Here is a 13,100-nt window from a genome sequence, read left to right on the forward strand (position 1 = left end):
GGCCCGGCTCACCGGGCGCAGGCGAACAGACGAGGGTAGGACGGATCCACGGATTCTCGTCCTACCCTCGCGTGTTCGCCTACCTCCGTGCGGAGGAGCAGGAGGGGGCGCGCCGCCGGCAGCGCGCTCAGCTGAGGCCGGAGTAGGCGTGCAGGCCCTTGAAGAAGACGTTCACGATCGCGAAGTTGAAGATCACCGCGGTGAAGCCAACAATCGACAGCCAGGCCGACGGGTTGCCGCGCCAGCCGCGGGTGGCGCGAGCGTGGATGTAGCCGGCGTACAGCACCCAGATGATGAACGTCCAGGTCTCCTTGACGTCGAAGCCCCAGTAGCGGCCCCAGGCGTCCTGCGCCCAGATGGCGCCGGCGATGAGGGTGAAGGTCCAGAAGATGAAGCCGACCACGGTGAAGTGGTACGCCATGTTCTCGAGGCGCACGGTGTTCGGCAGGGTGCGCAGGAACCCGGGGCCTGCGTTCTCGACGCCCTCGGCGACGCGACGCTCACGGCGCGATTGCATCAGCTGCATGACTGACAGCGCGAACGCGAGGGCGAGCAGAGCGGTCGAGAGCGATGCCACGAAGACGTGGATCACGAGCCACACCGACTTCAGCGGGTCGACGAGCGGGGTCACGGCGACGTAGAAGTTCGCCGCGGCGGCTCCGAGCAGCACCACGACGAGGCCCGAGATGAACGTGCCCAGGTAGCGCAGGTCGATGCGCGTCAGCATCACGAGGTACACCGCCATGATCAGCAGCGTGCCGATCATCGCGAACTCGTACAGGTTCGCCCACGGCACGCGCCCCGCCGCGAATCCGCGGGTCAGGGTCGCGGTGAGGTGGAACAGCCAGCCGAGGATCGCCAGGGCCGTGCCGATGCGGGCGAAGATGAAGCGCGGCTTGGCGCCCTTCCCCGAGGTGGCCGCACCGGTCCCGGATGCCGCTGAGCCGGCGCCACGGGCATCCGCCGCCCCGGCGGCGACCAGCACCGGCGACTCGACGGCGGCCGTCGTCGCCGAGGAGCGACGTGCCAGGTCGAAGGCGTAGGCGATGAACGAGCCGGCGTAGACGGCGATGGCCGTCCACAGCGTGAGGATCGAGATCGAATCGAGGTCGGGCATGTGTCAGTCTCCCTGTGCGGGGGTCGCACCTTCGGGCGCGGCCGCTTCGAGAAGCCGCTCGTGTCCGCGGACGAGGTCGTCCACGGCGGCGGCGAGGGTCGGATCGTCGCCGCGCGCGAGGGCGGCGTACTCGAGGTGGAAGCCGTCGTCGTCGGCGGCGGTCGCCTTCACCCACATGCGTCGACGCGGGATGAACAGGGCCAGGCCCAGGCCGCCCAGCGCGAGCAGCGCGAAGGCCAGCACCCAGGGCGCCGAGGCGTCATGGTGGATCTGGAGCGAGACGTAGCGCTTGACCGACTGCAGCGTGTCGTCGGCGCCCTTCGGCGACACGTTCTCGAACGTGACGGTGCCGAGGCCGTTCGGTAAGTCGGCGGTCTCGCCCGGCTGCAGCTCGATCGACTTCGTGTCGGTAGTGCGCCCGTTGAGCTTCTCGAGCCCGTCGGTGTTCAGCTCGAACACCGAGACGGGCTTGCCGCCGTCGACGCCGAGGTCTCCCTGGTACACGTCGAGCGTCAGCAGCGGCAGGTTCAGCGCGCCGTGCACCGAGGTGTACGCGCCGCTCTTCATCTTCAGCGGAGTCGGGTAGAGGAAGCCGATCATGCCGAGCTGCTCGGGCATGCCGTCGGTCACCTTCACGACACCGAGGGAGGTCATCGCGCTGTCCTGCGGCAGGAACTCGACGGGTCCGCTGAACACCTTCTCGCCCGCGGCGTTGCGCACGGTGATCGTGGGCGCGTAACCGTTGCCCAGCAGGTAGATGCTGTCGCCGCCGACGTGCAGCGGGTGGTTCACGCGCACGGTGCCCTTGCTCGTCGAGCCGTCGACCTCGCGCACCGTGAGGTTCGCGGCGAAGTTGCCCGCCTGACCGGCGCCGGGCGAGCCGAAGTCCTCGTAGGTGACGTCGAAGGAGTCCAGCGTCAGCGCGTACGGCTGGAAGGCGTCGTCGGCGACGAAGCGCCCCCGGTTGATCGAGTTGTAGTCGATCAGGGTGTTGACGTAGCTGGCGCCCTCGATGACCACCCGCTGGCCCGTGTACGCGAAGCCGCCGCCGATCCCGACGGTGATGAGCACCCCCACCAGGGCGATGTGGAAGAGCAGGTTGCCGGTCTCGCGCCAGTACCCGCGCTCGGCCGACACCGACCACGTCCTGCCGCGGTCGTAGCGGGCGACGCGGTAGCCGAGCGCCTTGAGCTGCTTCTCGGCGACGTCGATCGCGGCCGCCGCGTCGCCGTCCTCACGGTTGACCGATCGGTGGTGCTCGAGTCGGCCCAGCCGCGCCGGCGTTCGCGGCGGCAGCGCGCGCAGCGCCTTGGCGTGGTGCTTGATGCGCGGGATGATGCAGCCGATCAGCGAGATGAACAGCAGCAGATAGATGGCCGAGAACCACGGCGACGAGTACACATCGAACATGCGCATCGCGTCGAGCACCGGGAAGATGTCGGGGTTGTTCTGCCTGTACTGCACGACGCCGTTGGGGTCGGCGGTGCGCTGCGGGAAGACCGAACCGGGGATCGCCGCGATGGCGAGGATCAGCAGCAGCACCAGAGCGACGCGCATCGAGGTCAGCTGCCGCCAGCCCCAGCGCAGCCATCCCACCAGGCCGAGCCGAGGCTGGTCGATCTCGTTCTCGTCGCGGGCCGCGGAATCGATGTGGTCGGCGGGTCGGAGCGGATCGGATGCCGCGGCCGCGCCCTCATCGAGCCCTGAGCGATCAGAGGGGGAGGATGACACTGCTCATCACCGCCGTGAGTCGAGACATGATCTGGGTCCACACCCCGGTGATCATCAGCAGACCGAGCACGATCAGCAGTGCACCGCCGATGATGTTGACGGTGCGGATGTGCCGCCGCAGGAAGCTGGTGGCGCCGGTCGCCCAGCCGAAGCCGAGCGCGACGAGGAGGAACGGGATGCCGAGGCCGAGCGAGTACGCGACACCGAGCAGGCCGGCGCGCCACGGGTCGCCGAGCGTCCAGCCGACGCTGATGATCGCGCCGAGCGTGGGTCCGGTGCACGGCGCCCAGCCGATCGCGAGGGTGAAGCCGAGCAGCGGCGCGCCGATGAGCCCGGTGGTCGAGCTGACCTGCATCTTGTACTGCCGCTGGGCGAAGCCGAACAGCCCGAGGAAGATCAGGCCCATCAGCACGACGACGCCGCCGAGGATGCGGGTGATCAGATCGCCCCATTCGAGGAAGAAGACGGATGCCGCGCCGCCGACGACCGTGTAGGCGACGAAGACCACGGTGAACCCGGCGATGAACAGCAGCACGCCGAGCAGCATCCGGCGTCGGCTGCCGGTCGCCGCAGCCGGTCGCTGCGCGGACCCGGCCGATGCGCCCGCCGCTCCGCCGATGAAGCCGAGGTAGCCGGGCACGAGCGGGAGGATGCAGGGCGACAGGAACGACACGAGCCCGGCGAGCAGGGCGAGCGGGATGGCGATCCAGAGCGCGCCGGCTCCGATCACGGCATCCGGGCTCACGCCTTCTCCTTGAGGGCGTCCTTGATGAGGGTCGACAGGATCGAGGTGCCGTCGATCGGGCCGATGATGCGGGCCGCGACCCGGCCCTTCCGGTCGAGCACGAGGGTGGTCGGCGGGGCCTGGATCGGGGTGACCTTCGCGAAGGCGAGCTTCGCGTCGCCGGTGGTGGCGTCCATGAGGCTCGGGTAGGTGATGCCGTAGGTCTTCGCGAACGCCTTCGCGGTGTCAGCCTGGTCGTAGATGTTCACGCCGACGAACTGCACGTCGTCGGCCCGGTGCTTCTGCCAGGTGGCCTCGAGGTCCTTCGCCTCGATGCGGCACGGGCCGCACCCGGCGTACCAGAAGTTGACGACCGCGACCTCGCCGCGGATCTCGTCGCTGGAGAACTTCTCGCCGTCCTCGGTGACCCCGCCGAAGTCGACCGGCTCCCCGCGCTCGTCGGCGGGGATGGAGTCGACGCGGAAGTCGGCTGCGGTGTACGCCTTCTGATCGCCGTTCTTGAACGCCTCGGCCATGGGGTCGGGCGCGCATGCGCTCAGACCGATGGTGAGCGTCGCGGCGAGCGCTGCGGCGCCGATGCGCCAGGCGCCGCGAAGAGATCGAGCAGGCACGGACACGCTCGGAATCGTACGCGCGGTTCCTATGCGCGCTCTGAAACCGGCCGCTCTGAGACCGCGCGCTCAGCCCCTGCGCTCAGACCGCGCCGAGGTCGACGCCCTTGGCCGCCGGCTCCGCGTAGTCGACCTCGCGCCACACGTCGCCGACGCGCTCGAACGAGGTCACACTCGACAGCGCGCAGCGGCGGGTGCGCGGGTCGTGCTGCAGGGTGAGGCCGGCGACCGAGAGGTGGGTGATCCAGATCGGCGCCTGGTGCGAGACGAACACGATGTCGCCGTCGTGCACGGGGGTGGCGCGCTCGGCGGCATCCCACGCCTCATCCATCGCCGCGCGCACGCGCGTCGCGATCGAACGGTACGGCTCGCCCCAGCTGGGCACCGACGGGCGGCGCAGGTGGCGCCAGTTGAACGGGTTGCGCAGCGCCCGCGACATCTGCTGACCCTCGAAGACGTTGGCCGGCTCGATGATGCGCACATCGTGCGTCGGCTCGAGACCGAACAGCTCGGTGAACGGCTCGGCAGACTCCTGTGTGCGCTCGAGAGGAGAGCAGCGCAGGTCGCTGATCGGCCGGCCTGCGGATGCCAGGTACTCCGCCGCGTCGCGCGCCATCCGGCGCCCCGCCTTGCTGAGGTGGTAGTCGGGAAGGCGTCCGTAGAGCACGCGAGTGGGATTGTGCACTTCGCCATGGCGCACCAGGTGGAGTCGTCGTGCCGTCACCCGCCCACCGTACCGCGGCAGTTCCACGACATCGCACTTCGCGAGACTTCTGTTCCAGCACGACACTTCGCTCAATGCATCCGGTCTCGTGCTGGAACGGAAGTCTCGCGGTATTGGCGCCAGCCCGGTACGGATCGGCCGTCGCGGCCCGCCACGTAGACTGGGCGGGTCCGTATTCCCCCGATCAGAAGGAATCCTCCGTGCTTCGCACCCACACGGCCGGCTCACTGCGAGCCGAGCACATCGGTCAGACCGTCACCCTCTCGGGCTGGGTCGATCGTCGCCGCGATCACGGAGGCGTCGCGTTCATCGATCTTCGCGATGCGTCGGGCATCGCACAGGTCGTCATCCGCGACGAGGAGGTGGCCCACCCGCTGCGCTCGGAGTTCGTGCTGCAGGTGACCGGCGAGGTCTCGCGCCGCCCTGAGGGCAACGAGAACCCGAACCTGCCGACCGGCGAGATCGAGCTGATCGCGGCCGACGTGGTCGTGCTCAACGAGTCGGCGCCGCTTCCCTTTCAGGTCTCGAGCGGCCTGGCCGAGTCCGACCCGATCGGCGAGGAGGTGCGTCTGAAGCACCGCTATCTCGACCTGCGTCGGCCGAACCCGGCCGCCGCGATGCGCCTGCGATCGGACGTCTACAAGGCGATCCGCGACGAGCTGCACGCGCGCGACTTCGTCGAGGTCGAGACCCCGACGCTGACCCGCTCGACCCCTGAGGGCGCCCGTGACTTCCTCGTCCCCGCGCGCCTGCACCCGGGCAGCTGGTACGCGCTGCCGCAGTCTCCGCAGCTGTTCAAGCAGCTGCTCATGGTCGGCGGCGTCGAGAAGTACTTCCAGATCGCGCGCTGCTACCGCGACGAGGACTTCCGCGCCGATCGTCAGCCGGAGTTCACCCAGCTCGACATCGAGATGTCGTTCGTCGAGCAGGAGGACGTCATCGAGATGATGGAGTCGCTCATCGTCGCGATGTGGAAGACCATCGACGTCGACGTGCAGACCCCGCTGCCCCGCATCACGTACGCCGACGCGATGGCGAAGTACGGCTCCGACAAGCCCGACCTGCGCTTCGGTCTCGAGCTGGTCGAGGCGACCGAGTACTTCGCGGACACGCCGTTCCGGGTGTTCCAGTCGGAGTACGTCGGCGCGGTGCTGATGCCCGGCGGCGCCTCGCAGCCGCGCAAGACGCTGGACGCCTGGCAGGACTGGGCCAAGCAGCGCGGAGCGCGGGGGCTCGCCTACGTGCTCTTCAACGAGGACGGCACGCTCGGCGGACCGGTCGCCAAGAACCTCTCCGAGGCCGAGCAGGCGGGCCTCGCCGAGCTCGTCGGAGCGAAGCCCGGCGACTGCGCGTTCTTCGCGGCCGGCGAGACGAAGGCCAGCCGTGCGCTGCTCGGCGCCGCGCGCGTCGAGATCGGCCGCCGTCTCGACCTGCTCGACCCGAACGTGTTCGCGTTCACCTGGGTCGTCGACGCGCCGATGTTCGAGCCCGCCGGCGACGCCGTGGCATCCGGAGACGTCGCGGTCGGGTCTGGCGCCTGGACGGCCGTGCACCACGCGTTCACCGGCCCGAAGCCCGAGTTCGAGGCAACCTTCGACACCGACCCGGCATCCGCCCTCGCCTACGCGTACGACATCGTCTGCAACGGCTCGGAGCTCGGCGGCGGCTCGATCCGCATCCACCGCGAAGACGTGCAGAAGCGCGTGTTCCAGGTGATGGGCATCACCGAGGAGCAGGCCGACGAGAAGTTCGGCTTCCTGCTCGAAGCGTTCAAGTTCGGTGCTCCCCCGCACGGCGGGATCGCGCTGGGCATGGACCGCGTCATGCAGCACCTGACGAAGACCGAGTCGATCCGCGAGGTCATCGCGTTCCCGAAGTCGGGCGGCGGCTTCGACCCGCTGACCGAGGCGCCCGCGCCCATCACGGCCGAGCAGCGCGCCGAGGCCGGCGTCGACGCCGAGCCCGAGGACGAGTCCGTCCCGGCCTGATCGCCGAGGCCCCGCCCTATCGCCGACACCCCGTGCTGCAGACGTCTGCAGCACGGGGTGTCGGCGTCTGCACGGGGTGTCGGCGATGCTGGAAGACTGGACGGATGCTGGCATCCCTTCCCCTCCCGTGCTCCTTCGACTCGCGCGCCGGGCGCACCGAGCTGCGGCGGGCCACGGCGGCGGACGCCGACGGCATCATCGCCCTGCTGGCCGATGACCCGATCAGCGCCTCCCGCGGCGATCAGGCCTCGGACGCCGATCGGCCGGCGTACGTGCGCGGCCTGACCGACATCCTCGCCGAGCCGTCGAACGACCTGCTCGTCGCCGTGCTCGACGGAGCGATCGTCGGCACGCTGCAGCTGACCTCCATCCCCGGCATGGCGAGGCGGGGCGCGCGCCGCCTGCTCGTCGAGGCCGTGCGGGTGCGCAGCGACCTGCGCTCCGCGGGGATCGGGTCGGCGGTCATGCGCTGGGTGGCGGAGGAGGCGGCTCCGGCGCTCGGCGCGACGATGGTGCAGCTGACCTCGGATGCCGCGCGCACCGACGCGCACCGCTTCTACGAGCGCCTCGGGTACACCGGCTCGCACGTGGGGTTCAAGCTCGCCGTCCCGACGAGCTGACCGGATCTCACTTCAGCGATCCGGCGACCATGCCCTTGATGAAGCTGCGCTGCAGGAACAGGTAGGCCAGCACCACCGGCATCACCGAGAGCAGCGATGCCGCGGCGGCCGCTCCCGGATTGCTGCCCTGCGCGGCGAAGAACCCCGCTACCGCGGGTGCGATGGTGCGGGTCTCGTCGGTGCGCAGGAAGTACGTGCTCAGCGCGAACTCGTTCCAGATGCCGACGCCGGCGATGATGGCGACGGTGGCCGTCACCGGCCGCAGCATCGGGAAGACGATGCGGAAAAGCACCTGCAGCGGACCCGCGCCATCGACCGTCGCGGCCTCCTCGATCGACACCGGCAGGCTGCGCATGAACGCGGTGTAGAGGAACACCGCCAGTGGAAGGTTCCCGGTGACGAGCACCACGATGATGCCCCAGTGGGTGTTCAGCCCGCCGAGGTCCTTCATCAGCGTGTACAGCGGCACGAGCACCGACAGCGGCGGGATCATGATCAGGCCGATGATGCCCGCATAGACCAGCCGGTTGCCGCGCGTGGCCCGACGCGCGAGCGGATACGCGGTGAACGCGCCGAGCACGCACACGAGCACGGTCGACACCGCGGTCACCAGTGCACTGTTGCCGATCGCCTGCAGAATGTTGCCCTGCTGCATCGCCGTGGCGAAGTTGGCCCAGTGGATCTCGGCCGGGAAGATCCACGGAGACGACAGGTCGGTCTTGGGCTTGGCTGCGGTGGTGAGCCCGAAGTAGAAGGGCAGCAGCTGCAGCAGGGCGATGAACGCGAGACCTGCGTAGATGATCACCTTCGACGGTGTCGACGCGCCCTTCACAGCTCGACCCGCTTCCGGTTCAGCTGCGAGTTCAGCACGAACGTGACTGCGACGATGAGCACGAACAGCACCACGCCGATCGCCGCGGAGTATCCGGCCGCCTGATTCGAGAAGTAGGTCTCTCCGATCAGGGTCGACACCGAGTGCGTCGACTGCCCCGGTCCCCCGCCGGTGAGCACCTGCACCACGTCGAACAGCTTCAGCCCACCGATGAGGTTGAGCACGATGCTCGTCGCGAAGGCGGGCTGCAGCAGCGGCAGCGTGATGCTGCGGAAGCTCTGCCACCAGGTGGCGCCGTCGAGCTGCGCGGCCTCGTGGTACTCGGTGGGCACCGCCTGCAGGCCCGCGAGGTAGATCACCATCGAGATGCCGACGAACTGCAGCGAGTTCACGATCACGATCACGATGATCCCGACCGTGGCATCCGACAGCCACGCCACCTGCTCCGCGCCGAACAGCGCCCGCACGTCGTTGAGGGCGCCGTTGTTGTACCGGAAGATCAGGTAGTACATCGTGCCGAGCACCACCGGCGACACCATCACCGGCAGGTAGATCACCGCGCGCAGCAGTGCGGCCCCACGCACGATACGGTCGAGCACCACGGCGAGCGCGAGGCCCAGCATCTGCTGGATGAGCGTGCTGCCGACGCCGTAGATCAACGTGTTCACCAGCGCGGTGCGGAACACCTCGTCATCGAGCAGGCGCACATAGTTGTCGAGGCCGATGAACGCCTTGCTGCGGCTGTAGCCGTTCCAGTTCGTGAGAGACAGGCTCACACCGCTGATCAGCGGGTAAATCGAGAACACGGCGAACAGCACGATCGCCGGGACGTAGAACCAGTTGAGCCGGCGCGGGAAGATGCCTGACGAGCGCGAAGTCACCTCTCCTGAGACCTACTGCTGCCCGTACAGCGTTCCGAACTCGGCTTCGGTCTGCTTCACCGCCGACTCGACCGAGGTCTGCCCGGTGATGATGCCGCTCGTGGTCGAGATCAGTGTGTTCCACATGCCGTTGGGCAGATATGCACGGTCGAAGTACGGCACCATGCGCACATCCCCGGGCGTGAAAAACTGCTCGTAGCTGTCTGCCAGATCGCCGAGGTCGACGTCGATGTCGGTGAGGCCCGCGGGGTTGCCGTCGTCGCTGGCGAACTGGCCGATGTTCTCCGGCTCGGCGAGGAATGCGAGGAAGTCGAGGGCCTCCTCCTTGTTCTCGCCGTCACGCCACGCGCCCAACGCGACGCCCTCGCCGCCGATGAGGTACTCCTCGTCTCCGTTGATGGCCGGCACGGGGATGAATCCGATCTTGGCGTCCGGCACGAACTCCTTGGCAGTGAGGGCGAGGGTGTTCTGGATCATCACGAACGCCGTCTTGCCCTGTCCCAGTGCCGTGGCGATGTCGTCACTGGTCGCCGACGAGAAGTCGGGATTGAAGTATCCGGCCTTCGTCCAGTCCTCGAGCTTGCCGAACAGCGCCTCGAACCCGCTGTCGACGAACTCGCCCTCGGCGAGCTTCTCGGACTCCGCTTCGTCGTACGAGCCCGAGCCGAGCCAGTCGGCGACGTTACCGGCGAACCAGTCGTCCTTGCCGGAGCTCGAGATCGGCACGACCCCGGCGTCCTTCACCGCGGCGAGCGCCTCGTCGAACGTCTCGATGGTGCCGAGTGACGTGGGGTCGACGCCCGCCTTCTCGAGCACGGTCTTGTTGTACAGGATCCCGGCGACGTCGGTCGTCAACGGCAAGGCGAAGAACTCGCCGTCGTCGTTCTTCATCGTCGAGTCGAGCACGGGGTTGAGCTGATCCGCCCACGGCTGATCGGCGAGCGGCTCCAGGAACTCGCTGTAGCGCAGCAGCGACCAGCCGTGCGTGGCCCAGATGTCGGGAAGATCACCCGATCCCATCCGCACCTTCATGTCGCCCTCGTAGTCGCTGCCCAGGGGGACGACGTCGATCTTCACACCGGGGTTGTCCTTCTCGTACGCCCGCGCGAGGTCGCTGAGCGAGTTGTAGCGCGGTGTGCCCTCCCCCATCGCGGACTGCACCTCGAGGGTGACCTTGTCGCCGTCGCCCGGATCCCCGGATCCCGAGCATCCACTGAGTGCGACCGCAGCCGCCGTGAGACCCGCGAATCCGACCATGATCCGCAGCGAACCTAGTGACCTCATCGTCCCTCCTCCGTGGGAGCACTGGTGCGCCCGGCCGGGCACAATTCGGAGTCTACGCGGGAAGACACGCCCCGTGGCAAGGAGTCTGGTCTGGCGATATTCCGGAAGGCCGGTTCGGGTGCCGGCATCATCGGGCCGCGAGCAGGGGGGCGACGTTCTCGTTCCACACGTCGACGCCGAGCTTCGCGATGAGCACGATCACGACGGCGAGGAACACCACGCGGATGAAACCTGATCCGCGCGATATGGCCATGCGGGAGCCGAGGTAGCTGCCTGCTGTGTTCGCGACGCCGAGGATGAGCCCGAGCAGCCAGAGCACCGCGCCGTGCGGGATGAAGAGGATCAGGGCGCCGGCGTTCGTGGCGAAGTTGACGATCTTCGCCTTCGCGCTCGACTGGAGGAAGTCGTAGCCGAGCAGGGCGACGAGCGTGATCACGAGGAAGGTGCCCGTACCGGGCCCGATGAGCCCGTCGTAGAAGCCGATCACGAGACCGGCGACGCCGGCGGCGATGTGGTGGCGGTGTCCCGAGAACCGCAGCGTGGTGGCGGCTCCCAGCTGCGGCTTGAAGGCGGTGAAGAGCGCGACGGCCAGCAGGGCGATCACGATGATGGGCTTGAAGGCGGATGCCGGAAGCACGGTCGCCACGGCGGCTCCGCCGAACGAGCCGGTCAGCGCGATCAGCGCCATCGGCAGCGCCGTGCGGATGTCCGGCCGTGCGCGCCGGTAGTAGGTGACGCTGCTGGTCGCGGTGCCGAAGATCGAACCGAGCTTGTTGGTAGCCAGGGCCTGCACGGGGGTGATCCCGGGGATGAGCAGCACGGCCGGCAGCTGCAGCAGTCCCCCGCCGCCCACGACGGCATCGATCCATCCCGCGCCGAACGCGGCGACGACGACGAGGATGAGCACGCCCCAGGTGAGCTGCTCGAGGCCGAGGAACGCGCCGATCTCCATCACAGTTCAGGATGCCAGATCGGGGCGCCGTCGCCGGACACGACGACGGCGCTGGATCAGAGCACGCGCGAGAGGAAGTCCTGGGTGCGCGGGTGCTGCGGGTTCGCGAGCACCTCGCGCGGGTCGCCCTGCTCGAGGACGTGCCCACCGTCCATAAAGATCAGCCGCGAGCCGACCTCACGTGCGAAGCCCATCTCGTGGGTCACCACGAGCATGGTCATCCCCTCGTCGGCGAGGGTGCGCATGACCTGCAGCACCTCGCCGACCAGCTCGGGATCGAGAGCCGACGTCGGCTCGTCGAAGAGCATCATGTCGGGGTTCATGCAGAGGGCACGGGCGATCGCGACGCGCTGCTGCTGCCCGCCCGAGAGGTGGCTCGGGAAGGCATCCGCCTTCTCCGCCAGACCCACCCGCCCGAGCATCTCGTGGGCGACCTGCTCGGACTCGCTCTTCGAGCGCTTCTTCACACGGCGCTGGGCGACGGTGAGGTTGTCGAGCACCGACAGGTGCGGGAACAGGTTGAAGCTCTGGAAGACCATGCCGATGCGCTGGCGCACCCGGTCGATGTCGGTCTCGGGGTCGGTGATGTCGATTCCCTCGACGAGGATGCGCCCGTCGGTCGGCTGCTCGAGCAGGTTCACCGATCGCAGCATCGTCGACTTGCCCGAGCCGGACGGGCCGATGATGCACACCACCTCACCGCTGTGCACGGTGAGGTCGATGCCCTTGAGCACGACATTGTCGCCGTATGCCTTGACCAGGCCCTGCACCTCGATCGCGGGTGCGTGCACGTCGATCAGATCGGTGCTCATCGTTCCTTCGCCATCCGTCGCTCCAGCCACGCGGTGAACCGCGTGAGAGGAATGGTCACAACCAGGTAGAGCAGCGCGGCCACGATGAGCGGCGTCGCGTTGGCATTCGCCGAGTTCGCGTCACGGGCGAAGGTGGTGAGCTCCTTCGACCAGATGAAGCTTCCCGCGATGAAGACGAGCGAGGTGTCCTTGAGCAGCAGCACCAGCTCGTTGGTCATCGGCGGGATGATGATGCGGAAGCCCTGCGGCAGAATGATCCAGAACATCGTCTTCATCGGCGACATGCCGAGCGAGCGCGCCGCCTCCGTCTGCCCCTTGGGCACGGCCTGGATGCCCGACCTGATGACCTCGGCGATGTACGCCGAGGCCACCAGGATGAGGCCCAGAAGGCCCGCGCCGACGGGACCGCCGGGCACCTTCCAGCCGAAGACGATCGGCACGATGAACGCCACCGAGAAGATGGTCAGCAGCGCCGGCAGTCCGCGGAACAGTTCGATCCAGCCGGTCGCCACCCAGCGGAACAGCCCGATGCTCGACAGCTTCATCAGCGCGAGGACGATGCCGAGCAGCACGCCTCCGGTGAAAGCGATCAGCGTGAAGAGGATCGTGTTGCGCAGTCCGATCAGGATGATGTCGGGGAAGAGCTTCGCCGCCACCTCGAGATTGAAGAACTGCGGGATCGCCCGCTGCCAGTTGATCGAGAGCGCAACCGCCGCGACGACCGCGAAGAAGATCACGTACATAGTCACGCGATACAGCAGCGTTCTCGTCCTGCGCTTCAGCGCCATCGTCGGATGCCTTCC

Annotated in this window: 13 protein-coding genes; 2 read left to right on the forward strand and 11 right to left on the reverse strand. The window is 68.2% G+C overall.

What is annotated here, in order from left to right:
* Positions 1–127 precede the first annotated feature (127 nt).
* From ccsB to V2S04_RS06905, 5 genes are all read right to left on the reverse strand, one after another.
* Entirely contained in the window at positions 128–1,117 is a 990-nt protein-coding gene (gene ccsB / locus V2S04_RS06885; RefSeq protein ID WP_413637751.1) for a c-type cytochrome biogenesis protein CcsB, read from the reverse strand.
* A 3-nt stretch (positions 1,118–1,120) separates the two neighbouring features.
* Entirely contained in the window at positions 1,121–2,848 is a 1,728-nt protein-coding gene (locus tag V2S04_RS06890; protein WP_413637752.1) for a cytochrome c biogenesis protein ResB, read from the reverse strand.
* A complete protein-coding gene (locus V2S04_RS06895) occupies positions 2,829–3,593 on the reverse strand; it encodes a cytochrome c biogenesis CcdA family protein (RefSeq protein WP_413637753.1) in 765 nt (254 codons plus the stop codon). The genes V2S04_RS06890 and V2S04_RS06895 overlap by 20 nt, the downstream gene beginning before the upstream one ends.
* Positions 3,590–4,210 (reverse strand): TlpA family protein disulfide reductase, encoded by a 621-nt coding sequence (locus V2S04_RS06900; protein ID WP_413637754.1) that lies wholly within the window; start codon positions 4,208–4,210, stop codon positions 3,590–3,592. Before V2S04_RS06900 ends, V2S04_RS06895 begins: the two co-directional genes overlap by 4 nt.
* A 76-nt stretch (positions 4,211–4,286) precedes the next feature.
* Positions 4,287–4,928 carry a histidine phosphatase family protein gene (locus V2S04_RS06905; protein ID WP_413637755.1) on the reverse strand — a complete coding sequence of 214 codons (642 nt, stop codon included), beginning with the start codon at positions 4,926–4,928 and terminating at the stop codon, positions 4,287–4,289.
* A gap of 200 nt (positions 4,929–5,128) precedes the next feature.
* On the opposite strand from V2S04_RS06905, the gene aspS reads away from it, so the two are divergent.
* On the forward strand, positions 5,129–6,916 hold the full coding sequence (gene aspS / locus V2S04_RS06910) for an aspartate--tRNA ligase (protein WP_413637756.1): 1,788 nt from the start codon (positions 5,129–5,131) through the stop codon (positions 6,914–6,916).
* 104 nt (positions 6,917–7,020) lie between these two features.
* Positions 7,021–7,536 carry an N-acetyltransferase family protein gene (locus tag V2S04_RS06915; protein ID WP_413637757.1) on the forward strand — a complete coding sequence of 172 codons (516 nt, stop codon included), beginning with the start codon at positions 7,021–7,023 and terminating at the stop codon, positions 7,534–7,536.
* A 7-nt stretch (positions 7,537–7,543) separates the two neighbouring features.
* On the opposite strand, the gene V2S04_RS06920 is transcribed toward V2S04_RS06915, so the two are convergent.
* From V2S04_RS06920 to V2S04_RS06945, 6 genes are all read right to left on the reverse strand, one after another.
* Entirely contained in the window at positions 7,544–8,341 is a 798-nt protein-coding gene (locus V2S04_RS06920; protein ID WP_413637758.1) for a carbohydrate ABC transporter permease, read from the reverse strand.
* A 23-nt stretch (positions 8,342–8,364) separates the two neighbouring features.
* Positions 8,365–9,249, reverse strand: coding sequence for a carbohydrate ABC transporter permease (locus V2S04_RS06925; RefSeq protein WP_413637759.1), 885 nt, complete (start codon positions 9,247–9,249; stop codon positions 8,365–8,367).
* Positions 9,250–9,261: 12 nt separating this feature from the next.
* Positions 9,262–10,533: an ABC transporter substrate-binding protein gene (locus V2S04_RS06930; protein ID WP_413637760.1), complete on the reverse strand. Its 1,272-nt coding sequence runs from the start codon at positions 10,531–10,533 to the stop codon at positions 9,262–9,264.
* A gap of 127 nt (positions 10,534–10,660) precedes the next feature.
* Positions 10,661–11,485 (reverse strand): TSUP family transporter, encoded by an 825-nt coding sequence (locus V2S04_RS06935; protein ID WP_413637761.1) that lies wholly within the window; start codon positions 11,483–11,485, stop codon positions 10,661–10,663.
* 56 nt (positions 11,486–11,541) lie between these two features.
* The gene (locus V2S04_RS06940) at positions 11,542–12,297 is read right to left on the reverse strand and encodes an amino acid ABC transporter ATP-binding protein (protein ID WP_413637762.1); all 756 of its coding nucleotides are present in this window, start codon (positions 12,295–12,297) and stop codon (positions 11,542–11,544) included.
* Positions 12,294–13,085, reverse strand: coding sequence for an amino acid ABC transporter permease (locus tag V2S04_RS06945; protein ID WP_413637763.1), 792 nt, complete (start codon positions 13,083–13,085; stop codon positions 12,294–12,296). Before V2S04_RS06945 ends, V2S04_RS06940 begins: the two co-directional genes overlap by 4 nt.
* Positions 13,086–13,100 lie beyond the last annotated feature (15 nt).

Source organism: Microbacterium sp. OR21, assembly GCF_047306785.1.
GTDB classification, from domain to species: Bacteria; Actinomycetota; Actinomycetes; order Actinomycetales; family Microbacteriaceae; genus Microbacterium; species Microbacterium esteraromaticum_E.